This window comes from Methylocystis sp. (assembly GCF_051062815.1).
GTDB lineage: Bacteria > Pseudomonadota > Alphaproteobacteria > Rhizobiales > Beijerinckiaceae > Methylocystis.
The window spans coordinates 40769-59028 of the sequence record NZ_JBPFDU010000059.1; the positions used below are offsets into that span (position 1 = coordinate 40769).

17 protein-coding genes are annotated in these 18260 nt (G+C 64.7%); 3 read left to right on the plus strand and 14 right to left on the minus strand.

The window, feature by feature from the left end; translation table 11 throughout:
• Nucleotides 1–88: 88 nt before the first annotated feature.
• Both dctA and ssb read left to right on the plus strand, forming a co-directional pair.
• Nucleotides 89–1399: a C4-dicarboxylate transporter DctA gene (gene dctA / locus ACR65W_RS08985; protein ID WP_434502523.1), complete on the plus strand. Its 1311-nt coding sequence runs from the start codon at nucleotides 89–91 to the stop codon at nucleotides 1397–1399.
• Nucleotides 1400–1610: 211 nt separating this feature from the next.
• Nucleotides 1611–2114, plus strand: coding sequence for a single-stranded DNA-binding protein (ssb, locus tag ACR65W_RS08990; protein ID WP_434502525.1), 504 nt, complete (start codon nucleotides 1611–1613; stop codon nucleotides 2112–2114).
• A 23-nt stretch (nucleotides 2115–2137) separates the two neighbouring features.
• Here the strand turns inward: ssb and lpxB are convergent, their stop codons facing one another.
• The 14 genes from lpxB to ACR65W_RS09060 form a co-directional block, all read right to left on the minus strand.
• Nucleotides 2138–3277 carry a lipid-A-disaccharide synthase gene (gene lpxB, locus ACR65W_RS08995; RefSeq protein WP_434502527.1) on the minus strand — a complete coding sequence of 380 codons (1140 nt, stop codon included), beginning with the start codon at nucleotides 3275–3277 and terminating at the stop codon, nucleotides 2138–2140.
• The gene (gene lpxA / locus ACR65W_RS09000; RefSeq protein ID WP_434502529.1) at nucleotides 3274–4074 is read right to left on the minus strand and encodes an acyl-ACP--UDP-N-acetylglucosamine O-acyltransferase; all 801 of its coding nucleotides are present in this window, start codon (nucleotides 4072–4074) and stop codon (nucleotides 3274–3276) included. The genes lpxB and lpxA overlap by 4 nt, the downstream gene beginning before the upstream one ends.
• Nucleotides 4075–4210: 136 nt before the next feature.
• The gene (fabZ, locus tag ACR65W_RS09005; protein ID WP_196401663.1) at nucleotides 4211–4675 is read right to left on the minus strand and encodes a 3-hydroxyacyl-ACP dehydratase FabZ; all 465 of its coding nucleotides are present in this window, start codon (nucleotides 4673–4675) and stop codon (nucleotides 4211–4213) included.
• A 54-nt stretch (nucleotides 4676–4729) separates the two neighbouring features.
• The gene (lpxD, locus tag ACR65W_RS09010) at nucleotides 4730–5800 is read right to left on the minus strand and encodes a UDP-3-O-(3-hydroxymyristoyl)glucosamine N-acyltransferase (protein ID WP_434502532.1); all 1071 of its coding nucleotides are present in this window, start codon (nucleotides 5798–5800) and stop codon (nucleotides 4730–4732) included.
• Nucleotides 5801–5882: 82 nt separating this feature from the next.
• A complete protein-coding gene (gene bamA / locus ACR65W_RS09015) occupies nucleotides 5883–8204 on the minus strand; it encodes an outer membrane protein assembly factor BamA (RefSeq protein WP_434502534.1) in 2322 nt (773 codons plus the stop codon).
• Between the two features lie 414 nt (nucleotides 8205–8618).
• Nucleotides 8619–9773 (minus strand): M50 family metallopeptidase, encoded by a 1155-nt coding sequence (locus ACR65W_RS09020; RefSeq protein WP_434502536.1) that lies wholly within the window; start codon nucleotides 9771–9773, stop codon nucleotides 8619–8621.
• Nucleotides 9774–9828: 55 nt separating this feature from the next.
• The gene (gene dxr / locus ACR65W_RS09025) at nucleotides 9829–11076 is read right to left on the minus strand and encodes a 1-deoxy-D-xylulose-5-phosphate reductoisomerase (protein ID WP_434502538.1); all 1248 of its coding nucleotides are present in this window, start codon (nucleotides 11074–11076) and stop codon (nucleotides 9829–9831) included.
• Nucleotides 11077–11087: 11 nt separating this feature from the next.
• Nucleotides 11088–11966: a phosphatidate cytidylyltransferase gene (locus ACR65W_RS09030; RefSeq protein ID WP_434502540.1), complete on the minus strand. Its 879-nt coding sequence runs from the start codon at nucleotides 11964–11966 to the stop codon at nucleotides 11088–11090.
• Nucleotides 11963–12742 (minus strand): isoprenyl transferase, encoded by a 780-nt coding sequence (locus ACR65W_RS09035; RefSeq protein ID WP_434502542.1) that lies wholly within the window; start codon nucleotides 12740–12742, stop codon nucleotides 11963–11965. The genes ACR65W_RS09030 and ACR65W_RS09035 overlap by 4 nt, the downstream gene beginning before the upstream one ends.
• A gap of 51 nt (nucleotides 12743–12793) precedes the next feature.
• Nucleotides 12794–13354, minus strand: coding sequence for a ribosome recycling factor (gene frr, locus ACR65W_RS09040; protein ID WP_014892614.1), 561 nt, complete (start codon nucleotides 13352–13354; stop codon nucleotides 12794–12796).
• Between the two features lie 170 nt (nucleotides 13355–13524).
• Nucleotides 13525–14253 carry a UMP kinase gene (gene pyrH / locus ACR65W_RS09045; protein WP_434502544.1) on the minus strand — a complete coding sequence of 243 codons (729 nt, stop codon included), beginning with the start codon at nucleotides 14251–14253 and terminating at the stop codon, nucleotides 13525–13527.
• A 206-nt stretch (nucleotides 14254–14459) separates the two neighbouring features.
• A complete protein-coding gene (locus ACR65W_RS09050) occupies nucleotides 14460–15449 on the minus strand; it encodes an SDR family oxidoreductase (RefSeq protein ID WP_434502546.1) in 990 nt (329 codons plus the stop codon).
• Between the two features lie 114 nt (nucleotides 15450–15563).
• Nucleotides 15564–16490, minus strand: a complete 927-nt coding sequence (gene tsf / locus ACR65W_RS09055) for a translation elongation factor Ts (protein WP_434502548.1) — start codon at nucleotides 16488–16490, stop codon at nucleotides 15564–15566.
• Nucleotides 16491–16579: 89 nt separating this feature from the next.
• Nucleotides 16580–17632: a 30S ribosomal protein S2 gene (locus ACR65W_RS09060; protein WP_434502550.1), complete on the minus strand. Its 1053-nt coding sequence runs from the start codon at nucleotides 17630–17632 to the stop codon at nucleotides 16580–16582.
• Between the two features lie 423 nt (nucleotides 17633–18055).
• Between ACR65W_RS09060 and ACR65W_RS09065 the strand changes: the two genes are divergently transcribed.
• Nucleotides 18056–18247, plus strand: a complete 192-nt coding sequence (locus ACR65W_RS09065) for a hypothetical protein (protein ID WP_123175284.1) — start codon at nucleotides 18056–18058, stop codon at nucleotides 18245–18247.
• The last annotated feature ends 13 nt before the right edge of the window (nucleotides 18248–18260 follow it).

An 18260-nucleotide genomic window follows, 5' to 3' on the forward strand; every position in this document is an offset into this window, starting at 1 on the left:
TCGCTCGCAATGACGGGCGGTTTTGATGCGAAAGGTGATACTAAAGTATGCGTTGCTCCCGTTACGCGCGGCAGGCGCCAATACCCTCATGACCGCCAATCCCTCCGCCACCCGCAAGCCCTTTTACCGCCTCCTCTATGTCCAGGTGCTCGCGGCGATTGCGCTGGGCGCGCTGTTCGGCGGGCTGGCGCCGGAGGCCGCCGCGCAGGACTGGGTGAAGGCGCTCGGCGACGGCTTCGTCAAGCTCATCAAGATGGCGATCGCGCCGATCATCTTCTGCACGGTCGTCTCCGGCGTCGCCCATATCGAGGACGCGCGCAAGGTCGGCCGCGTCGGTCTGAAGGCGCTCCTCTATTTCGAGATCGTCTCCACATTCGCCCTCGCGCTTGGCCTGCTGATTGGAAATCTTGCGCAGGTCGGCGCTGGCTTCGCCGGAAAACCCGACCCTGCCGCCATCGCCAAATATACGGCGCTCGCGGAAAAGCGCGGCGGCGTCGATTTTCTTCTCGATATCATTCCCGACAGCGCGATCGGCGCCTTCGCCAAGGGCGACATTCTGCAAGTTTTGCTATTCTCGCTGCTGTTTGGTTTCGCGCTCCTGGCGCTCGGCGAGCGCGGCCGCGCGCTGCGGGTGATCATCGACGACGTCGGCCACGCCATGTTCGGCGTCATCGCCATCATTATGAAGGCGGCACCGATCGGCGCCTTCGGCGCCATGGCCTATACGGTGGCGAAATACGGCTCAGCCGCGCTTCTGTCGCTCGCCGGACTCGTCGGTCTGTTCTATCTCACGGCCGGGCTCTTCGTCGTCTTCGTGCTGGGCCTCATCGCGCGCGCGGCCGGTTTCAATATCTTCAGCCTTATCGCCTATCTGCGCGACGAGCTGCTCATCGTGCTCGGCACATCCTCATCGGAAAGCGCCCTGCCCGCCCTGATGGAGAAGCTGCAATGGCTCGGCTGCTCGAAGTCGGTCGTCGGACTCGTGGTGCCGACCGGCTATTCCTTCAATCTCGACGGCACCAACATCTATATGACGCTGACGACGCTGTTCATCGCGCGCGCCATGGGCGTCGAGCTTGATCTGTCCCATCAGGCGACCATCCTCATCGTCGCCATGCTGACGTCGAAGGGCGCGAGCGGCGTTTCCGGCGCGGGGTTCATCACCCTGGCGGCGACCTTGATCGCGGTCGATCCGCAGCTGGCGCCGGGCATGTCGCTTGTGCTCGGCGTCGATAAATTCATGAGCGAGTGCCGCGCCTTGACGAACTTTATCGGCAATGGCGTCGCCACCATCGTGGTCGCCGCCTGGGAGGGCGAGCTGGATCGCGCACGGCTGACGGCGGGGCTTGCACGCAAGATTGATCCTTCCGATGTCGCGATCGGCGTCACGACGGAGTGAGACCGGGAGCCCGCAGACGCGCGTAACCACTAAGCTTCGGAAAAGAGAACAAAATTCCGCTGTGCTTGCATGACGTTACGACCAATGCTAGAACAAAAACTGAACATTAAGAGTCTCCTGGCGCCACATCAGCTGTGGACAAGCCCAGCCGGCGCGCCCCAGGAGCGGCCTTTGCACTAGAGTGCCACGCGTCAAGCAAGCGGAGAGCGACATGGCGGGCAGCGTCAACAAGGTGATCCTGATCGGCAATCTCGGCCGCGATCCTGAAGTGCGGACGCTGCCGTCCGGCGATCGCGTCGTCTCCTTCTCGGTGGCGACCACCGAGTCCTGGCGCGATAAGAACACCGGCGAGCGCAAAGATCGGACCGAGTGGCACAATGTGTCGATCTTCAACGAAAATCTCGGGAAGATCGCCGAGCAATACTGCCGCAAGGGCTCCAAGATCTATCTCGAGGGCCAGCTGCAGACCCGCGAATACACCGACAAGGACGGCAATCAGCGCAAGGCGACCGATGTCGTGCTGCAGCGTTTCCGCGGCGAACTGACTCTGCTCGACAGCAAGGGCGGACGCAGCGAGGGCGACAACGACAGCGGCTATAGCCAGAGCGGCGGATCCTTTGGCCGCTCCTCGCCGATGGAGCGCGGTCCCGCCGAACGGCGTCCCGCCCCGGCCGGCAAGCTTTCCGACCAACTCGACGACGACATTCCCTTCTGATCCCGAACGCGCCGCGCGCTCGTTTAAGACCGCCCGCGCGACGCATATTCGAGGATGATGTCAGCCGCCCGAGCGCTCGGCGTCTGGCCTGCCTCGAGCAGGCGCGCGCGGACGCGCTGGAAGGCCGCGAGCTTCGCTTCGCGCGCGACGCTCTCGCGCAAGAGCGGCCTCAGCGCCTCGGCGAGCGCGCGCGGCGTCGCGGCCTCCTGCAGGAATTCCGGCACAATATTCTCGCCGATGATGAGATTGGGCAGCACGATTGATTCGACTTTGACGAGAAAGCGCAGCAGCGATTCGGCGCGCGAGACCTTATAGGCGACCGCCATCGGAACTCCGGCGAGCGCCAGCTCCAGCGTCGCGACGCCAGACGTGACGAGCGCGGCGCGCGCGTTTCGGAAGGCGGCGAATTTCTCCGCCTGGCCAATCAGACGCGGCGTCAGCGGCCATCCCAGCAGTTCGCGTCGCAAGGTCTTCTCGACATTCGGCGCGACAGGAATGGCGACCTCGAAGTCGGCGCGTTCGCGCAAGAGAAGTTCGAGCGCCTCGCCGTAGATCGGCGTCATGCGCCGCACTTCCGCCAGACGCGACCCGGGCAGAACAAGCAGCGAGCGCGCGCCGCGATCCTGATAAGGCCGCGTCAGTTCGTCGAGACGCTCGACGAGCGGATGGCCGACGTAGACGCATCGCGGGCCGCCGAGGCGAACATGCGCCTGCGGCTCGAAGGGCAGCAGCGCCAGCAGGCAATCGACATAATCACGCATCGCGCGTGCGCGCGCGGGCCGCCACGCCCATACGGTCGGGCTGACATAATCAACGATCGGCAGGTCAGGTCGGGCGGCCCGCACCCGGCGCGCGACGCGATGGGTAAAATCCGGCGCGTCGATGATGACAAGACAATCGGGCGCCTCATCGACGACCGCGCGCGTCGTCTGTGCGATCCGCCGGACAAGACGCGGCAGCCGCGCCAAGACAGGAACGAGGCCCATCACCGCGATGTCTTCGAGCGGAAACAGTGAAACGAGGCCTTCGCGCGCCATCGCCTCGCCCCCGACGCCGGCGAAATTGCTCTCCGGACACGCGGCGCGCAAAGCCCGCATCAGCGCCGCGCCGAGCTGATCGCCAGAGGCTTCGCCGGCGACAAGGAAGATGCGCGGCGCGCTCATGGCGATTCAGCGCGCGCGCGAGGCGCGCAAAGCGGCCGCGTCGAGGGCGCGCGCAGAAATTCGACGATCGCCGCAATGTCTGCGTCGCCGGCAAAATCTCGTGACAGACAGTCGATGCGTTCGCTCAGCGCGCGCGCCTCTCGTGCGAAGAGCAGGCGATACGCCTGGCGCAGCCGTTCGATGCGCTCCGGCGCGAAACCGCGCCGCCGCAAGCCGATGCGGTTGAGGCCGAAAAGATGCGCGCGATTGCCTGACGCGAGCGCGAAGGGGATGACGTCGCCTTCGACGCCCGAGAGGCCGCCGACGAAGGCGTGCGCGCCGATGCGCACATTCTGATGCACCGCCGTCGCGCCGCCGATCATCGCATGGTCCCCAATCTCGACGTGCCCGCCCAGCAGAACCTGATTGGACAGTATCACGTCGTCACCCAGCCGACAGTCGTGAGCGACGTGCGAAGCGGCAAGAAATACGCAGCGCGCCCCGATGCGCGTGCCCTCCCCCGCGCCTGCATTGATCGTCACGCCTTCGCGAATGACGCAATCGTCGCCGATCGTCAGCGCGCCCTGCGCGAGCGCAGCCTTGATATCCTGCGACGGCAGTCCCACGGCGGCGAAGGGGAAAATCCGGGCGCGCGCGCCGATCCGCGTTCGCCCGCCGACGACGACATGGGAGAGGAGAGTCGCGCCGTCGCCGATCTCGACGCCGGCGCCGATATGACAGAAGGGGCCGATGGCGACGCCGGCGCCGAGCCGTACGCCGTCTTCGACGACACTGGACGGATGAACCGAAGGGTTCATTGTCGCACTCGCCGCGCCGGCGCTAGAGCGCGTTGCGAAAAAGTGGGAACCGGTTTTTCGCATAGAGCGCGCTCTAAACTTTGGGAATCGATCACGATATCTGCATTTGGGCGATTCCGCCCAAATGCAGCGTGATCTAGGCGCCCATCATGACGCTGATCTGCGCCTCGCAGACCAGCGCGCCGTCGACCATCGCGCGCCCGGAATACCACCAGATGTTTCGCTTCTGCGCGGTTTTGGCCATGTGGAATTCGACGCGGTCGCCGGGCGTCACCGGCTTGCGGAATTTCGCATTGTCGATCGTGACGAAATAAACGAGACGCGAACGGTCCGCGCCTTTCAGCGCGCGGATGGCGATAACTCCGGCGGTCTGCGCCATCGCCTCGATGAGCAGGACGCCGGGCATGATTGGACGCTCGGGAAAGTGCCCCTGAAACTGCGGCTCGTTGATCGTGACGTTCTTCACGCCGACGCATGATTCGTCGCCGCGGATGTCGAAGATGCGATCGACGAGCAGGAACGGATAACGATGCGGCAGTTGGCTCATGATCTGCAAAATGTCGGCGCTCTCCAGAGTCGCGCCGGCCGCGGCCTCGGGCATTTCTTCCTCCTTATCGAGGGCATGGCGAGCGCCATCCCATGTGTCTTGATTGTCTTACGTCGGCTTGTCCTTGCGCGCGAGTCGGTCGAGCAGCGCCGCGCCGCGCAAGAACCGCCGCAACGGTCGCGCTGGCGCGCCGCCGACCCGCGCCCCGGCCGGCAGGTCGCGCATCACCCCGGACTTGGCCGCAATCGCTGCGCCTTCGCCGATCGTGAGGTGGCCGGCGACGGCGGATTGTCCGCCAAGCGCGACGAAATCGCCGATCTCACAGGAGCCGGCGACGCCCGATTGGGCGACGATGGCGCAAAAACGGCCGATCACCACATTGTGGCCGATCTGCACGAGATTATCGATTTTCGTTCCCTCGCCGATAATCGTGTCGCGCGACGCGCCGCGATCAATCGTCGTATTGGCGCCGATCTCGACATCGTCCTGCACGATCACGCGACCGACCTGCGGCGTCTTGAGATAGCCTTCGCGCGTCGGCGCGAAGCCGAAGCCATCCTGCCCAAGCCGCGCCCCCGGGTGAATGACGACGCGGTCGCCGATCAGCGCATGCGTGAGGCTTGCATGTGCGCCAATCGAACAGTCGCGGCCGATGCGCACATTCGGACCGATCACCGCCTGCGGCGCGATAATCGTTCCGGCGCCGATCTCGGCGCCCGGCCCGATCACGGCGCCGGGATCAACGACCACGCCCGGTTCGAGTCGCGCCTGCGGATGCACCGCCGCTCCCGGAGAAACGCCGCTGGATTGGAATAAGGAGCCGGGCCGCAGCGCGTCCGGAAAGAGATGCGCGGCCGCGAGCGTCATCGCGCGCTGCGGATCGTCGACGAGAAGCGCGACGACGGCGTTCGGCAGCAGATCAAGATGGCGCTCGCGCAGAAAGCAGGCGGTCGCTCGGCATTCCGAGAGCGCCTTGCGATAGCGCGGGTTGTCGTAAAAGCAGAGGTCGCCTGGCCTGCTCCAATCGAGCGGCGCGACGCTAATGATGAGGGGCGGCGGCGCAAGCTCGCTCGGCGCGGCCGCGCCGTCGGGGCCGCCGCGAATTTCTGCGCCGGCGATCCGCGCAATCTCGCTCAAAGGCGCGGGTCGCGCCAACGGAAAGAAGGCCGCTGCGCTCACGCTGTAAGGACCTGTGCGGCAGCCCAAGCCGGCCCTTGAGCCGTCCGCCGGGCGTGGTTCGCCCGGCGATCGTCTCCGATCATTAGAAGTTGGTGCCGCCGCTGAAGCGGAAGTTCTGCGTGATGTCGCCATAGACCTTCGAGGTCACGACGGCGTAATCGAAGCGGATTGGTCCCATCGGCGAATTCCACAGCACCGAAGCGCCCACCGACGAGCGGATCGCGAATTTGTTCGCGATCGGCACCACGCAATTGCCCTGGCCGAAGCCCGCCTGCGCCGTATAGGCGCCGATGCAGGTCACGCCGGGAATCGTCGGCATATTGTTGGCGTAGTTCGTCCGGCCGCTGAAATTCCACAGCGAACCGGCGTCGGCGAAGAGCGCGCCTCTCAGCCCGAGATCCTTCGGCAGGTACCAGAACGGGAACTGAACTTCGAGCGACGCGCCGACATAGTTGGAGCCGCCCAGCGAGTTGCCGCGGTTGTTGTTGAAGCTCGTCAGAATGTTCGAATCGCGCGGGCCGATGCCGCCCGGCGCGAAGCCGCGCACCAGGCTGGGGCCGAGGTTGAAATTGTCCTGAATGCGCGGCTTGTAGCCGCCGAAGGTCGACAGATCGCCGCCCTGCAGACGGGCGATGCCGACCACATCGTCGAGATAGGGAATCTCGCGGAAGTAGCGGATGTCGCCGGTCGTGCGCAGGTAGCGCGTTCCGCCGCCCAAACCCGCCACGTCCTGATTGAGCGAGGCCAGCCAACCATTATGCGGGTTCTTGAAGTTGTCGATGGTGCTGTAGTTCAGCGAATAGCCGACGAGCGACGTCAGTAGCCCTCCCTGCGACGACTTGATCGCGAGCGAGGCTTCGCCGTTCGATTGGCAGTTGACCAGGAGGTTCGGATAGCCGGCGGACTGCGGGTAGAACGGACTGAAACCAGGCGTGTAGCCAAACACCGGCACCAAACAGTCGTTGTAAGGACGATTCTTGTCGTTCGGGATTGAGATTGTCGTCTGATAGATCGAGTAGTGCGGCGAGAAGCTGAGCTCTTCGGTGATCGGTATGCCGAAGCGCAACGTGCCGCCGTAGGACGTCGAGCTGTAGATCGAGTAGTTATAAGCGTCCTGTCGACGCACGAAGACGTCGAAGCCGGCGGCGATGCGCTGGTCGAGGAAATACGGCTCGGTGAAGCTGAACGTCACGCCGCGGGCGATCTGGCCGCCCTGCACCGAAAGGCGAACCGCCTGGCCGCGACCCATGAAGTTGCTTTCCGACACGGACACTTCGGCGATGAAGCCCTGGTTGGTCGAATAGCCGCCAGAGACGCCGAAGTTGCCGGTGGGCTGATCTTCAACGTCGACGTTCAGGATCACGCGGTCGGGCGATGAGCCAGGTTCGTTGGTGACCCGAACCTTTTTGAAATAGCCGAGGCCATTCAGACGGCGTTCGGCGCGGTCGATCAGGACGCGGTTATAGGCGTCGCCCTCGCCGATATCGAACTCGCGGCGAATGACATAGTCTCGCGTGCGCGTATTGCCGCGAATGTTGATGCGTTCAATGTAGACCCGGGGTCCTTCCTCGAGCAGGAACTGGATCGCGACCGTCTGATCGGCCGGATTGCGTTCGCCGCGCGGGCGCGCCTGGGTGAAGGCATAGCCCCGCTTGGCGATTTCGCGCGTCAAAGCTTCGACGGTCTTCTCGACCGCGTCGCCGTTGTAGACGTCGCCCGGCGCAAGCCGCAGCAAATCGTTCAACGCCGCGCCGTCAACGTCGGGCAGATGGGATTCGACGCCGACGGATGACACGCGATACTGCGGGCCTTCGTTCACGGCGATGGTGATGATGTAGCCGCCAGCCGTCGGATCGAACTGCACGTCGGAGCTGATCACGCGGAAATCGGCGTAGCCGTTCTTGAGATAGAATCGACGAATGCGTTCGAGGTCCGCGGCGATGCGGTCGGGATCATAAACGTCGCTCGTCTTGAGGAACGACAGGAAGTTCATTTCCGTCGTCTCCATCATCCCAACGAGACGGCGTGTGGAATAGACCTCATTGCCGATGAATCGGATCTCCTTAACGCCGGTCTTGTCGCCTTCGACGATGCTGAAGACCAGGTCGATCCGTCCGTTCGGCAGATCAACCGTCCGATAGCTCACTTTCGCCGCAGCGCGTCCCGACCGGCGATAGACTTCCGTCAATCGCGCGACGTCGGCCTCGGCCAGCTGCGGGTTGAATTCTGTGCGGGCGCGCGAGCGCACCTGCTCCTGCAAGGTGTCAGTCTTGACCTTGCTGTTGCCCTCAAACGCGATGCGATTGATGTCGGGCGCGGCGAACGCGGGAACGCTAAACGCCAGCAGAGCGGCCACAACCGCGAATAGGAACGATGATTTCCAAATGCCGCTGATTGAGCGCATAAAGTGCAGGTCCTCGTCGCAACGTCGCCGCCCGGGCCGCGGCGCGAAACTCATGTAAATTCGCCGACGATCGGCGCTTCGCCGGCGTTGAGCGATTCTTTCTACAAGGTTTGCCCGACCCTGCAAATGCAGAATAAATGGTGGTTCCGCAATTTGTCGAAGGCGTGACGTGAAAGCCACGATTCATGGTCAGCGCATGGTTAAGACGTGGCGCCGCAAGCGTCATCATGTCCAAATTACGTCAGGAATGGCGCGCTTACACGGCGTCCTGCGCGCCGCATAGTTACAACGGCTGCGTGCGCGCCAGAGCGCGTCCCGATCACATGGAATCATGTGATCGATAAGGAAGCTCAAAATCAAAATGGTGGAGCCGGTTCTCATCGAAAAAGCCTGTCGACTTTTTCGGAACCTGCGCTACGAGCCCGAGCCGGTGAGCTTGTGAATGAGCCGCGCGATGTCGTTATAGGTCGAGAAAATCATCAGCGCGCCGACCATCGCGAGACCCACTCGGAAGGCGACTTCCTGCGCGCGCTCGTTGAGCGCGCGGCCGCGCGCCGCCTCAATCGCGAAGAACAGCAAATGTCCGCCGTCAAGCAGCGGCACCGGCATAAGATTGAGCAGACCAATCGAGACTGAGAGAATCGCGATGAGGCTCAACAGCGGCGCTATGCCCACCTTGGAGACCGCCTGCGCCATTTGCCCCGAGACTTGCGCGATGCCAATCGGTCCGGAGAGCTGATCGGCGCTCTCCCGTCCGGTGACGAGTCCGCCGATGTAATTTCCCGTGCGGCGCACGACCGTCCATGTTTCCTGCACGCCCATCGCCACCGCGTCGGCGGGTCCGTAGCGTTCCTGGCGGATGTCGGCCGCGGCCTTCGACGCCTGAATGCCCAGCATGCCGATTCGGATTTTGCCGATCGCGCTTTCGACTTCGCGCAGGGCGGGAACGACCGGAAGCGTCAGCTGCTGATCGCCGCGCTGAATCACGAAAATGAGTTTCTTGTCGGCCGAACTCGAAACGATTTCCTGCAGATTCGAAAAGGAGTCGACCGGCGCGCCGTCGACGGTCAGCACCAGGTCGCCGGCCCTGAAGCCGGCAGCGGCGCCGGCCCCGCCAGGCGTCAGCGCGCCGACGCGCGGCGCATAGATCGTGCGTCCGTAAACCCCGAAGAGAATGGCGAAAATCGCGATCGCCAGAACGAAATTCGCGAAAGGACCAGCGAAGACTATGGCGGCGCGCTTCCATACCGACTGCGCGGCGAAAGTCACTGCGCGCTCGGTCTCCGGCATCGCGCGCACGGCTTCGGGGTCCGGCGCGCTTGCGGCGTTGGCGTCGCCATGGAAGCTGACATAACCGCCGAGCGGAATGCTGGCGATGCGCCAGCGCGTGCCGAGACGATCCACCCGAGACCACAGCTCCGGTCCGAAGCCGATGGAAAAGGCGTCCACCTTCACGCCGCACCACCGGCCGACGATGAAGTGCCCAAATTCGTGCACAAACACGACCAGCGTGAGAACGAGCACGAAGGGGATGAGATAAAAGGCGGAGGTCGTCAGGAAGTCTAGCAAAGCGCTGTCTCGCAGGTCTCGCTTGCGCCAAGCCTGCCGGCGGCGCGCGCCATGATCACTGAAGCAACATGCCCGAAGCGGCATGCCCGGCCAAGGCCGATCGTGATCTTTCTCTCACAATATGGTCCACCGCGAGGGCGTCCTCAACTGTTGCGGGCGCATTTGCGGTTCCGTCGCGCAAAGCGGCCTCGCAGGCCTCGGCCACATGGCGAGCGATCCCGTCGAAGGACATGCGGCGATCGAGGAAGGCTTCGACGGCGATTTCATTGGCGGCGTTGAGCACGGTCGGCAGGCCGCCGCCGGCGCGCAGGACCTCGAGCGCCAGTTTGAGCGCCGGAAACCGTTCAAAATCAGGCGCCTCGAATGTCAGCGTGGCGATTTTCGCCAGATCGAGGCGCGGCGTTGGGGTCGTCAGCCGATCAGGATAGCCGAGACAGTGGGCGATCGGCGTGCGCATGTCCGGCACGGCGATTCCCGCGGTCACCGAGCCGTCGGAAAAGGCGACGAGGCCGTGGATGATCGACTGCGGATGGACCACGACTTCGAGCTTTTCGGCCGGAATGCCGAAAAGATGATGAGCCTCGATCAGTTCGAGCCCCTTGTTCATCATGCCGGCCGAATCGACGGTAATTTTCGGGCCCATCGCCCAATTGGGATGATTGAGCGCCTCCTCGACGCTCGCCTCGGCGATGCGCTCCTTGCTCCAGGTGCGGAAGGGGCCGCCGGACGCCGTGACGATCATGCGTTCGATGCGGGAGGGGTCCTCGCCGCCAAGCGCCTGGAAAATGGCGTTGTGCTCGCTGTCCATCGGCAGCAGTTGCACGCCCATTTCCGCCGCCTTTCGCATGAAGGGCACGCCGGCGCAGACGAGACATTCCTTATTGGCGAGCGCCACGTCGCGGCCGGCGGCGAGCGCCGCGTAGGTCGGCTCGACGCCGGCCGCGCCGACAATGGCCGAGACCACGAGATCGGCGTCGCGCAGCGCGGCCTCGATGATCGCCTCGCGACCCGCGGCGACCTGAGTGTTGGTCCCGGCGAGCGCCGCCTTGAGCGCCGCATAGGCGCTCTCGTCGCGGATCGCGGCGAATTCGGCCCTGACCGCGCGGGCGACGCGCGCGAGCGCCTCGACATCGCGGCCGCCCGCCACCGCCGACACCGAAAATCCTTCCGGATCGCGTTCGAGAAGGTCGACCGTCGAGCGGCCAATCGAGCCCGTCGCGCCCAGCAGCACGATGCGGCGCGGGACCGGCGCCGGCGGCTGGGTCGGGGCGTGCGCGTGAAACTGTCCGTTTGCTAATGCCATTGGGTCCCGCCCTACCAGAAGAAAAGACCGGCCGCCACCGACGGCGCGCCGCGCAGCAGGCCCACCGCCGCCGCGAAGGCGCTGGCGAAGATGAAGCCGTCGAGCCGATCCATGGCGCCGCCATGGCCGGGAATAAGCTGGCTCGAGTCCTTCACGCCGAAGCGGCGCTTGACCGAAGATTCGAAAAGATCGCCGACTTGCGAGAAGGCGGCGGCGGCCAGTCCGACCAGGAACACACGCCAGTTCGCAAGTTGCGGGCCGGCGCCGAGATAGACGGCGACGAGGCCCAGGAATGCGCCGCAGAGAACGCCTGTGATTGTGCCCGACCATGTCTTGCCGGCCGAGACGCGCGGCCAAAGCTTCGGTCCGCCGATCAGCCTGCCGCCAAAATAGGCAAAGACATCGGTGCCCCAGACCACGGCGAACAGGAAGGCGATCGCGAGCGCGCCGAAATCGGGCGACTCGCGCAAAAGGCATACGGAGAAGGCGAGCGCGCCGGCGTAGACGACGCCCGTCGCCGCCCAGAGGCGACGCTCGGCTCCCGCCAGCGCCGCGCCCGCAAGGGCAAAAACCGCAATCGCGAGCGCGGCGGCGCCCGGCATGAAGACGCGTCCGAACGCCGTTGCGGCGGCGACCGCCGCGCCGCCGACGGCGATTCTGGCGGCGCGCGCCTCGCCGCCGATCAGGCCCTGCCACTCCCAATTCACCGCGAAGGCGGCCGCCAGCCAGAAGAACGCGAAGACGTCGCCGCCAAGATAGAGCGCGCCGAGGGCGGCGATGACCATCGCCGCAGCGGACGCGAGGCGCGGCCCAAGGTCGGCGAAGCCTCCGGCAGATGGCTTTTCAGGAGACTGCCCGGCGCGGCTTATGTCGCTTCGATCCGCCGTCATGAAGCGGTCTTGGCGCTGCGCGCCGCGGCCTCAAGCCCGCCAAACCGGCGATCCCGATGGGCGTATTCGGCGATCGCCGCCGAAAGCGCCGCTTCGTCGAAATCCGGCCAGAGAATCGGCAGGAAGACGAATTCGGCGTAAGCCGCCTGCCAGAGCAGAAAATTCGACAGCCGCTGTTCGCCCGACGTGCGGATGATCAGGTCCGGATCGGGAATGTCCGCGGTGTCCAGCCGCCGCGCGATCGCGTCGGCGTCGATCTCCTCGGGCGTCAGTCGGCCCTGCGCCACCATTTTCGCGAGCGCGCGGGCCGCCGCCGCAATCTCCTGCCGCGCGCCGTAGTTGAACGCGACGACGAGGGTGAGCCCGGAGTTCGCCTGCGTCATCTGCTCGGCCTCGCGCAGCAGGTCCGAGATGTCGGGCGCGAGCTCGGCGCGCGCGCCGATGACGCGCACGCGCACATTGCTCGCGTGCAATTCCGCCAGATCGTTGCGGATGAAGCGGTGGAGCAGCGAAAGAAGGCTTTCCACCTCCTCGCGCGGTCGCGACCAGTTTTCCGCCGAGAAGGAATAGACGGTCAAATAGCCGATATTGAGCTTGATCGCCGCCCGCACCGTGCGGCGCAGCGCCTCGACGCCGCGCCGGTGTCCTTCGAAGCGCGGCAGGCCCCGCTTCGCCGCCCACCGGCCGTTGCCGTCCATGATCAGCGCGACATGACGCGGCGCCGTGCGCGCGCGCTGAGCGTTCGTTTGCGCCTCCAAAATGTCGCTTTCCGTCATACTCGGGTTCCAAACGGCCATAGGACCTGCGCCAGACGACGCCGCAGCTTCCTAGACCTGCATGATTTCCTTTTCCTTGGCGGCGAGCGCGGCGTCGATCTCCTTCACCGTCTCGTCCGTCGCCTTCTGCACCTCTTGTTCGTGGCGCTTCTCATCGTCCTCGGGAATCGCGTGATCCTTTAGCAACTTCTTGAGAATGTCGAGGCCGTCGCGGCGCACGTGGCGCACGGAGACCCGCGCCTCCTCGGCGTATTTATGCGCGACCTTGACGAGTTCCTTGCGGCGCTGCTCGTTCAGCTCCGGCATGCGGATGCGCAAATTTTGACCTTCCACCGTCGGCTGAAGACCGAGATTGGCCTCGCGGATCGCCTTGTCGACGGCGATGACCAACGCCTTGTCCCATACCTGCACCGAAAGAAGGCGCGGCTCGGGCACGCTGACGGTGGCGACCTGATTGAGCGGCGAAACCTGCCCATAAGCTTCAACATGAATCGGATCGAGCAAGCTCGTCGAGGCGCGTCCCGTGCGAAGCCCGCCGAATTCGTGCTTGAGCGTCGCGACCGCGCCCTGCATACGGCGCTTCATATCGGCAAGGTCAAAAGTTTCCGCCATGTGAACAACCTGTCTTTGATCTGTCGCCGCTCTCACGAACTCTCGCGCGGCTCGGCTTCTTATATTTCGAACGTGGCGTGGCAAAAAGGCGCACGCCGCCGCCTTCGCCGGCGCTCCGGCTCCGCGGCGCAAGATTTATTGCACGATTTATCGTCGGGCGCGAAAGGGTCTTACGGCGCAACGAGGGTCGCGCGCGCCCGACCGGAAAGCGCCCCGTCGATGGCGCCGGCCTCGGCGATCGAAAAGACGAGAATCGGGATCTTGTTCTCGCGGGCGAGCGCGAAGGCCGCCGTATCCATCACCGCCAGATTTTTGGCGATCGCCTCGTCATGGGTCAAACGGTCGTAGCGCTCGGCGGTCGGATCGCGCTTGGGATCGGCGGTGTAGACGCCGTCGACCTGTGTGGCTTTGAGCACCGCGTCGGCGGAGAGCTCCGCGGCGCGCAACACCGCGCCGGTGTCCGTGGTGAAGAAGGGATTGCCGGTGCCTCCGGCGGCGATGACGACGCGTCCCTTGGCCAGATGATGCAGGGCGGCGCGGCGCGAAAAGGATTCGCATATGGACGGCATCGAGACCGCGGACAGGCAGCGCGCCTGCCGCCCCTGCCCTTCGACCGCCTGCTCCAGCGCCAGCCCGTTCATCACCGTCGCCAGCATGCCGATCGAATCGGCGCGCGCGCGCTCGATGCCGGTTTCGGCGCCCTTGATGCCGCGAAAGAAATTGCCGCCGCCGACGACGACGGCGATCTCATGTCCCGCCGCCGCGGCGGCCGCGAGGTCGGCGGCGATTCGGGCGATCGTGACGGCGTCGAGACCATGCGGCGCCGAGCCCTGCAGGGCTTCCCCGGACAGTTTGACGACCACACGCTTGAATCGTCGCGTCGACGTGAGGTCGGACATGAGGCGGATCTCGCTGGCTGAGGCGGGGCGCGTTCTTCATACGGAGGCCGGGCGGCGCCGGCAAGTGAGGGGCGTCACCCAAGCTCTGGATGAGGCCCGTGTATCGAGCCCGTGGGAGCCGCCGACGCTGCAACCCTCGCCGACCCCCACACGCGATTGCAATCGAATCGCTACGCGTCGGTCAGGGCATTATTCACGACACTTGATTACGGCCCCACCTCCCCGCCCGTCGCGCCGAACACCTGGCCTGTCGCGAAACTCGCTTCGTTTGATGCGAGCAGAACATAAAGCGGCGCGATCTCCGCCGGCTGTCCCGGCCGGCCCAGCGGCGTGTCGGCGCCAAATTCGGCGAGGTGATCGGGAAATTGTCCGCCGCTCGGCTGCAGGGCCGTCCAGAACGGGCCCGGCGCGACGGCGTTGACCCTGATGCCTTTGTCGGCGAGCTGCTTCGCCAGACATCTGGTGAAGTTGAGAATGGCGGCCTTGGTCGCCGAATAATCCAGAAGCTGCGGCGAAGGATCGAAAGCGACGATCGAGCTCGTATTGATGATCGACGATCCCGGCCGCAGGTGCGGCAGCGCGGCTTTCGTGATCCAGAACAGCGCGTAAAGATTGGTTCGAAACGTCCAGTCGAGATCCTCGGTCGTAATGTCGAGAATCGATTTGCACGCATGCTGGCGCGCGGCGTTGTTGACGAGAATATCCAGGCCGCCGAGATCCCGCGCCGCATCGTCGACGAGCTTGCGGCAAAAGCCTTCGTCGCGAATATCTCCCGGGAGCGCCACCGCATTGACGTCGGCCTCGCCCATAAGGTCCATGACCTCCTTCGCGTCCGCCTCCTCCTCCGGCAGATAATTGATCGCAACGTCGGCGCCCTCGCGCGCGAAGGCGATGGCGGCGGCGCGGCCGATGCCGCTGTCGCCGCCGGTGATGAGCGCCTTGCGGCCAAGGAGACGCCCCGAGCCTCGGTAACTCTCTTCGCCATGATCGGGACGCGGCGTCATGAGGCCGGCGAGACCCGGCCAGGGCTGCGTCTGCTTCTCGAAGGGCGGCTTGGGATAGAGTTCGCGCGGATCGCGCAGTTCCCGCGCGGACGGCGCATCATCGAAGCCGAGCACGGAGGTGGCGGCATCGATCGCGCGCTCAACGCGCGGTCCGCGAATCCTTGCGTCTGCGGCGGTCTTCTTGGCGCGCATGCGCGGCTCCTTCTGCTCGATCTTCGCCCTGCGACGAAAACCAACATCCGGAGCCTAAACGCCGCCCGCCCGCGATTGTTTCGCGCGGGCGGCGCTTTGCGTTAGAGGCGGGCGTCAGCCCTTCACAGCCGCGGCCACTTCCGCGGCGAAGTCGCTCGTTTGTTTCTCGATGCCTTCGCCGAGCGCGTAGCGCACGAAGCCCTTGATCGCGATCGGCGCGCCGGCCTTGCCTTCGATCTCCTTGACCGCTTGGGCGACGCTCTTGCCGCCGTGGTCAGGATGGTTGGAGACCTGATCGAGCATGCAGACCTCCTTGGCGTAGGTCTTGATGCCAGAGTCGATGATCTTCTGCAGCACGTTTTCCGGCTTGCCGGCGTTCTTCTCGGCGAGCAGCTTCTTTTCACGCTCGACCGTCGCCGGATCGAGGCCCGAGGCGTCAAGCGCCAGCGGATTGGCCGAGGCGACATGCATCGCGAGCTGGCGCGCGAGCGTCGCCAGCACGTCCTTGTCGCCTGTCGATTCGAGCGCGACGATCACCGCGATCTTGCCCTGGCCGTCGACGACCTGCGCATGCACGTAACGGCCGACGACGCCCTCGCCGACGCTGAGCGCGGCGGCGCGGCGCAGCGTCAGGTTCTCGCCGATGCCGGCGATCGCATTGGTGATCGCTTCGCTCACCGTTCCGCCGCCGGGATAGGCTTCCTTGCCGAGCGCCTCGACGTCGCTCGCGCCGCTCTTTAAGGCGACTTCGGCGATGTTCTTCACCAGCGTCTGGAAATCGGCGTTGCGGGCGACGAAATCCGTTTCCGAATTCACTTCGACGACGACGCCCGATTTGTCTGATACGAGCGCCGCGACAAGCCCTTCGGCGGCGACGCGATCGGCTTTCTTCGCGGCCTTGGAGAGGCCCTTCTTGCGCAGCCAGTCGACCGCCGCTTCAAATTCGCCGTCCGTCTGGGTGAGCGCCGCCTTGCAATCCATCATGCCCGCGCCGGTGCTCTCGCGCAGTTCCTTCACAAGGGCGGCGGTGATCGTAGCCATGGCTGAAATTCCTTCTTAAGGGAGTCATGCGACGACGCCGGCCCACTGGACCGGCGCGCGCGTCTTAAGCATTGAACTTGACGGATTGATCAGGCTGCGAGGAGCGCCTTCGCCTGATCGACCCAGCCGTCGCGCGCAATGCGGCCGTTCAACTTCAATTCGCCGTCGAGTTTTTCGACCTCCGCCGGAGTCATCGCGGCGATCTGCCAATAGTGGTAGACGCCGGCGTCGTTCAGCTTCTTGACGAGCTGCGGGCCGACGCCGTGCAACTTGGCGAGATCGTCCGGAGCGCCGCGCGGCGCAGAAAGCAGTTCGAAGGCCTCGAGAGGCGTATCCGCATCCGCGACGGCGACCTCGGCGGGACGCAAATCTTCGCGGACCACCGGGCGCGCCTCGAGCGCGGGCTCAAGCGCCGGCGACTCATCGGCGCCGATATCGATTCCCACCGAGCCCTGGCTGCGCGAAATGCCGTCGATGGCGGCTCTCGCCACGAGATCGCAGTAGAGCGCGATGGCGCGGCCCGCGTCGTCATTGCCGGGGATCGGATGGGTGACGCCATCCGGATCGCAATTGGTGTCGAGCACGGCGACGACCGGAATCTTGAGGCGATTCGCCTCCTTGATCGCGAGCTGCTCTTTGTTGGTGTCGATCACGAAGATCAAATCCGGCGTGCCGCCCATATCCTTGATGCCGCCGAGCGCTTTTTCGAGCTTGTCGCGCTCGCGGGTCAGCAGCAGGCGCTCTTTCTTGGTGATGCCCGATGCGCCGGCCGAAAGCTGCTCGTCGAGCTTGCGCAGACGGGTGATCGATCCGGAAATCGTCTTCCAATTGGTGAGCGTGCCGCCCAACCAGCGGGAATTGATGTAATATTGAGCGCTTCGCTTGGCGGCGTCGGCGATCTGCTCCTGCGCCTGGCGCTTGGTGCCCACGAACAGCACGCGTCCGCCTTTGGAGACAGTGTCCGAAATCGTCTTCAGCGCCTGATGGAGCAGCGGCACCGTCTGAGCGAGATCGATGATATGGATGTTGTTGCGGGCGCCAAAGATATAAGGCGCCATCTTCGGGTTCCAGCGATGCGACTGATGGCCGAAGTGAGCGCCGGCCTCCAGGAGGCCGCGCATGGTGAAATCGGGCAGTGCCATAGTGTCTTTTCTCCGGTTGAGCCTCGGCGAGAGAGTAAAGAGGCCGGAGAGCCGGCCACCGGAGCGACGTCTTGAGGCAGACGCCGCGTAACCCTCGCCTGTGGGATGGCGCGCTTATAGGCGATGCGCCTACATCCGGCAAGGGCCGCCGCAGACCAACCCGCGCGGACGCTTTAGCCGTTCGATGCATGGCTGGCGCATCGGCGTTCGAAGGGAACGCGAGGAGGAGGGAACGGGCTTAATTTTTTGCAACGACCGCGACCTTCTGTCGCATGTTAACTACTTGTATTTAAATAGTAATATTGCTTTTTTGGCAGGCCTTGGAGTCCCCGCAAGAGCGCATTGCCATCCGATCGGAAACAAGCTAGGCTCCCTCTCGATGCGGCAAGCATTCACGTAAAATCAAGAACAGGGGGAAAACGCATGGCCGTCAACGTTCACAATACCGGCGATATCGGCAAGATGCTGCTTTGGATCGCCGCCTTCGTCGCGTTCGTCGTCGTCGCTCTGACCTGGGTTCCGGACTGGATTTCTCCCGAAGGAACCAACGGCACGGGCAACCGCGGCGGCATCCAGGGCGAAGGCGTTGGCTCTACCGCCCGCATGATCCAGTAAAACATACCCCTGC

What these genes read in the sequence shown, in the direction of transcription:
- dctA (WP_434502523.1), top strand. Translation starts at nt 89, where the DNA reads ATGACCGCCAATCCCTCCGCCACCCGCAAGCCCTTTTACCGCCTCCTC.
- ssb (WP_434502525.1), top strand. Translation starts at nt 1,611, where the DNA reads ATGGCGGGCAGCGTCAACAAGGTGATCCTGATCGGCAATCTCGGCCGC.
- lpxB (WP_434502527.1), bottom strand. Translation starts at nt 3,277, where the DNA reads ATGAGCGCGCCGCGCATCTTCCTTGTCGCCGGCGAAGCCTCTGGCGAT.
- lpxA (WP_434502529.1), bottom strand. Translation starts at nt 4,074, where the DNA reads ATGAACCCTTCGGTTCATCCGTCCAGTGTCGTCGAAGACGGCGTACGG.
- fabZ (WP_196401663.1), bottom strand. Translation starts at nt 4,675, where the DNA reads ATGCCCGAGGCCGCGGCCGGCGCGACTCTGGAGAGCGCCGACATTTTG.
- bamA (WP_434502534.1), bottom strand. Translation starts at nt 8,204, where the DNA reads ATGCGCTCAATCAGCGGCATTTGGAAATCATCGTTCCTATTCGCGGTT.
- dxr (WP_434502538.1), bottom strand. Translation starts at nt 11,076, where the DNA reads ATGGCATTAGCAAACGGACAGTTTCACGCGCACGCCCCGACCCAGCCG.
- ACR65W_RS09030 (WP_434502540.1), bottom strand. Translation starts at nt 11,966, where the DNA reads ATGACGGCGGATCGAAGCGACATAAGCCGCGCCGGGCAGTCTCCTGAA.
- ACR65W_RS09035 (WP_434502542.1), bottom strand. Translation starts at nt 12,742, where the DNA reads ATGACGGAAAGCGACATTTTGGAGGCGCAAACGAACGCTCAGCGCGCG.
- frr (WP_014892614.1), bottom strand. Translation starts at nt 13,354, where the DNA reads ATGGCGGAAACTTTTGACCTTGCCGATATGAAGCGCCGTATGCAGGGC.
- pyrH (WP_434502544.1), bottom strand. Translation starts at nt 14,253, where the DNA reads ATGTCCGACCTCACGTCGACGCGACGATTCAAGCGTGTGGTCGTCAAA.
- ACR65W_RS09050 (WP_434502546.1), bottom strand. Translation starts at nt 15,449, where the DNA reads ATGCGCGCCAAGAAGACCGCCGCAGACGCAAGGATTCGCGGACCGCGC.
- tsf (WP_434502548.1), bottom strand. Translation starts at nt 16,490, where the DNA reads ATGGCTACGATCACCGCCGCCCTTGTGAAGGAACTGCGCGAGAGCACC.
- ACR65W_RS09060 (WP_434502550.1), bottom strand. Translation starts at nt 17,632, where the DNA reads ATGGCACTGCCCGATTTCACCATGCGCGGCCTCCTGGAGGCCGGCGCT.
- ACR65W_RS09065 (WP_123175284.1), top strand. Translation starts at nt 18,056, where the DNA reads ATGGCCGTCAACGTTCACAATACCGGCGATATCGGCAAGATGCTGCTT.